2 protein-coding genes are annotated in these 3,081 nt (G+C 68.0%); both read left to right on the top strand.

Annotation, left to right across the window (positions count from 1 at the left end; all coding sequences use genetic code 11):
* Window positions 1-1,279, top strand: a 1,279-nt coding sequence (locus tag AC08OP_RS23410) for a helix-turn-helix domain-containing protein (protein WP_476616146.1), incomplete at its 5' end; no start/stop codon positions are given.
* 11 nt (window positions 1,280-1,290) lie between these two features.
* Window positions 1,291-1,965, top strand: coding sequence for a 2'-5' RNA ligase family protein (locus tag AC08OP_RS23415; protein ID WP_476616147.1), 675 nt, complete (start codon window positions 1,291-1,293; stop codon window positions 1,963-1,965).
* The last annotated feature ends 1,116 nt before the right edge of the window (window positions 1,966-3,081 follow it).

Here is a 3,081-nt window from a genome sequence, read left to right on the forward strand (position 1 = left end):
CGACATGGCCGCCGCCCTCGCCGAACGCGACATGAAGACCGTTCTGACGATCTACCGGCGGTGGACCGGCGCGTCCCAGTCACAGATTTCGATCATGACCGGGGTGCAGCAGCCGACGATCAGCCTCATCCTCAACGGGAAGCGGCACGTCACCAGCATCGAGACGTACGAGAAGTTCGCCGAGGGACTCGACATCCCCCGCGAACGTCTCGGCCTGGCCCCCGCCGAGGCCACTCCAGCAGCCGAAGCCGCCCCGGCGAGTGGACCGGACCGCCGGACGGTCCTCGCCGTCGGAGCAGCGTGGGCGATCGACGAGGAGCTCGAAGAGGTCACCCGCCGCATGCAGGCGTTCGCCGCCTCCAACGTCAACAATGACTCCCTGGAGCAGGCCGAGACGAGCATCGAGGTCATCGGCCGCCGGTACGAGACCAGTGACGCCGCCACCGTCTACCCGGTCGCCCTGAAGCAGCGCCGGTGGGTCGCCGAACTCATGGCTGGGCATCAGCACCCGTCGCAGCGCAAGCACCTCTACCTGATCGGCGGGAAGCTCTCCGGGCTACTCGGCTACCTCGCGTTCGACCTCGGCAACGAGCTGGTCGCCCGTGCCTACTGCAACGAGGCGATGGGCCTTGCCAAGGCCGCCGGACACAGCGACCTGGCCGCCTGGGTCCGCGGCACGCAGAGCTTCATCGCCTACTACGGCGGCCGGTACCGCGAGGCCCTCGACCTGGCCCGCGACGGGCAGCGTTACGCCCGCGGCGGCCCCGCCTCCATCCGGCTGGCGATCAGCGGCGAGGCCCGGACCCTGGGCAAACTCGGTGACGCCGCCGGCGTCGATGAAGCCGTAGGCCGGGCACTCGCCGCCCACGCGAAGATCGAGGACGCCGACCCGGTCGGCTACTTCCTCTCCTTCGACCCGTTCACCGCGTCCCGCATCGCCGGCAACGCCGCCTCCGCCTACCTGGCGGCCGGAGCCCACGAGCGCGCCCGCGAGTTCACCGACCAGGCAATCCCGATTTTCGCCGCCGCCGGCTCCACCGCCAGCCACGCCCTGACCCTGGTCGACGCGAGCATGACCTACCTGTCCGGCCCGTCCCCCGAGCCCGACCGGGCCGGGGCGCTCGTCAGCGAAGCCCTGACCGTCGGCGCGGATCTACGATCCGAAGTGGTCGCCCGCCGAGCGAAGGACTTCCTGACCAGCGCCGCCCAGTGGCGGAAAGTCCCGGAGATCGCGAAGGTCGAGGACTCGGTGAAAGCGTGGCGGACACTCACCGCATAACCTCTCTGCCCGTGGCCCTCACCCCTGAGCAGCAGGTCGACGCCGAGGACTGGGAATCGTTCCGCCACGCCGAGCGGATGGCCGACCACTGGTGGTGGCGCCCGGGATGGCGCCCCGACCGGCACTACCTGACCTGGTACCTCGTCTTCCACGACCAGGCCCTCACCGACTACGTCGCCGGCTTTCAGCGCGCACTCGCCGACCTGGACTACCTCGACCCGGTGCCCGTCGACGGCCTGCACCTCACCGTGCAGGGAGTCGCGTTCGCAGACGAGATGCCCGCCGACCAGGTCGAGGCACTCGGGAAGGCCGCGGACGAACTGTGCGCGGACATCAACCCGTTCACGCTGACGGTCGGGCCGATCGCCGCGTACACCGGGGGGACCTTCCTGCGCACCGCACCATGGCAGCCGGTCGCCGATCTACGGGAACGCCTGTGCACCGCAGTCGGCCAGATCCTCGGCCCGGACGCGGTGCCGGACGAGCCCGCCATGTTCAAGCCGCACATCAGCGTGACCTACTGCAACGCGGACCCGCCCGCGGCCGAGGTCATCCGCTGCCTGACCGAGCTACGCCAGCAACCCCCGATCAGCCTGCCGGTCACCAGCGTCGATCTCCTCGAACTCCGCCGGGACGGACACGCCTACCGCTGGGACATCCGCCACCACGTCGACTTCACCGGCTGAGCGTCGTCCAGGGGACACCGTGAGCAAGCCGAGGCGTACCGCGTGCGTACCGTGCCGTTGCCGAATCCGTCGTTTTAGGATCAAGAGCCGCGGTGCGGACCACCGCCGCGCGACGGCTGCGCGCGGCCGTGGGCGGCCGTGCTCGCCGGTGCGTCGGCAGCCCGCACCGCGAAGGCGATCCCCGGACACCTGGAGATGAACACTGCGGTTCCAGCCCAAGTGATCCAGCCATGGAGCGATGATCTGGCCGGTATCCCGCCGTCGCGCACGCCAGGGGGCAGAAAAGCAAGCAGGGGGCACGCCAGCGGACGGCCGGGAGACAGAGCCAGTTGCAGCGGACAGCCCGACCCGTCCGCCCTGCGAGCGGCGAGACCTTCTGTGGCCACCCTGCGAAACGATCTTTACCCGAGGGGCTCCCGCAAGCCGGCGGATGAGGGGGGGACATGATCGCGTGGATCGCTGCTGCGAGAGCAAGCGATCGGCTCGGCCCGGCTGCCCGTTTACCTGCCCCTTTGGGGTCCGAACAGTCGAACGCAGGGCAGTGAAGGGGAAAGCAGTGATAACCAAGCGCAACAAGCCATTCGGATGGATAAATTCTTAGATCAGACAGCAACGATCCTGCTACTGTCCGACTCATGCGCCTATTGTCCCGTTACTGGGGGTACCTGGTCTTGCTTGCCGTAGTGGCCTTTTGGGTGACAGGTGCAGGCGGAGCCATAGTCGTGATCGTGTTCTCCGTCGCGGCTGCGGTCTACTTCCTGTTCCAAGTGCCGGTCTGGTGTGGGGCAGTGACCCGTGACCAGAGGTTGTGCCGCAACAACTCATCGGGGCTGCTGATGGGCTGTAGCCTCCGACAGCACAAGTGGCAGAGAGTACGGATGACCGTCGTGCCACACGCGTGGCGTGAGCTCAACCGTGGCCTCTGGATATCACCGTCCGTTAGCGTCGCGACCCTTGCCGCCCTGTCGAGCGTGGTCTCTGCTCTCGCCGCCGTTGTGGCCCTCCTGGTGAGTGGTTGAACTCAGATCGGGGCGACGAGGAGCCGGTTTGGATCCCCACCGTCGCGCACGCCGGCGGAACCTGTCAAGATTTTTGAGGCAAGATTCTTTGTGGACT

Source organism: Frankia sp. CeRuru1 (assembly GCF_977966315.1).